The 1,115-nt window shown below is 73.9% G+C and carries 1 protein-coding gene; it reads right to left on the minus strand.

Annotated features, from left to right (window positions below; genetic code table 11):
• Positions 1-84: 84 nt before the first annotated feature.
• Positions 85-864, minus strand: coding sequence for an endonuclease/exonuclease/phosphatase family protein (locus EAD96_RS00245; RefSeq protein WP_120569873.1), 780 nt, complete (start codon positions 862-864; stop codon positions 85-87).
• Between the last annotated feature and the right edge of the window lie 251 nt (positions 865-1,115).

Below are 1,115 nucleotides of genomic sequence, written 5' to 3' on the forward strand. Positions count from 1 at the left end.
GGCGGGGTGGGTCCGACGACCGTGGCGATGTTGTTCCGCAACGCGGTGGAGGCGGCGCGGCGGCAGAGCGGTCTGGGTTGAGCGTCAGCCGAGGTCGACGACGAGGGGCCGGTGGTCGGAGATGGTGGCCAGCGGGGTGTGGACGGCGGTGACGGGTGGGAGCCGGTCGAGGCCGTGCCGGTCGGCGAGGATGTGGTCGAGTTGGACGCGGGGTTGCCCGGCCGGGTAGGTGGGGCGGCGGGCCAGGGGCTGCCAGCGGGTGAGCGCGGCGGCGGGTCCGGCGGGCAGGTTGAGGTCGCCGAGCAGGATCCGGGGTGCGGGCAGGGTGCGCAGGACGCGGACGACGCGGCGTAGTTGCCAGACGTTCCAGCCGGGGACGAAGGACAGGTGGGTGGCGGCGACGGTGAGGGGGCCGTGGGGGGTGTCGAGGACGGCGGCGAGCACGACGCGGGGTTCGTCGCGGAGCAGGACGAGTCCGCCGCCGGGGCCGGGTGCGTAGATGGGTGAGCGGACGGGTGCGGCGCGCAGGCGGGTGACCTGCCAGGAGCGGACGGGGTGGCGGCTGATCAGGCCGATGCCGTAGAGGGGTTCGCCGTGGCCGTCGTCGTCGTGGGTGAGGGGGCGGAACTGTTCGCCGGGGGTGCCGACGACGGCGGCGGCGAAGCGGTGGTGGTCGGCGTGCAGGGCGCGGGCGGCGACCGCGGTGAGGTCGAGTTTGCCGCTGCGGGTCTGGTCGCGGTCGACTTCCTGGAGGGCGAGGACGTCGGCGTCGAGGTCGGTGACGGCGGCGGTGAGCCGGTCGGGGTCGACGAGCCCGTCGGTGAGGGAGCGGCCGTGCAGCAGGTTGAAGGTGGCCAGGCGCACCTGGACACCCTACGTCGTCGTGGGAGTCTTGCCGGGTGCTGAAACTGTTGTGCTGTTCGATGCTGGTGTTTGTGGCGGTGGGGTCGGTCGGGGTGTGGTTGCGGCGTCGCCGGGGGCGGTGAGGCTGGCCACAGGGGGCCTCGCCGTTGGTGGCGGCGTGGGCAGAATGCGGCGGTGGATGCCCTGTCGTTGACGACGTTGCTGACCGCTGCCCTTCTGGCCGGGTGGGTGGACGCGGTGGTGGGTGGCGG

It is taken from the genome of Micromonospora sp. BL1 (assembly GCF_003667485.1).
In the GTDB taxonomy this organism is placed as follows: Bacteria; Actinomycetota; Actinomycetes; order Mycobacteriales; family Micromonosporaceae; genus Micromonospora; species Micromonospora tulbaghiae.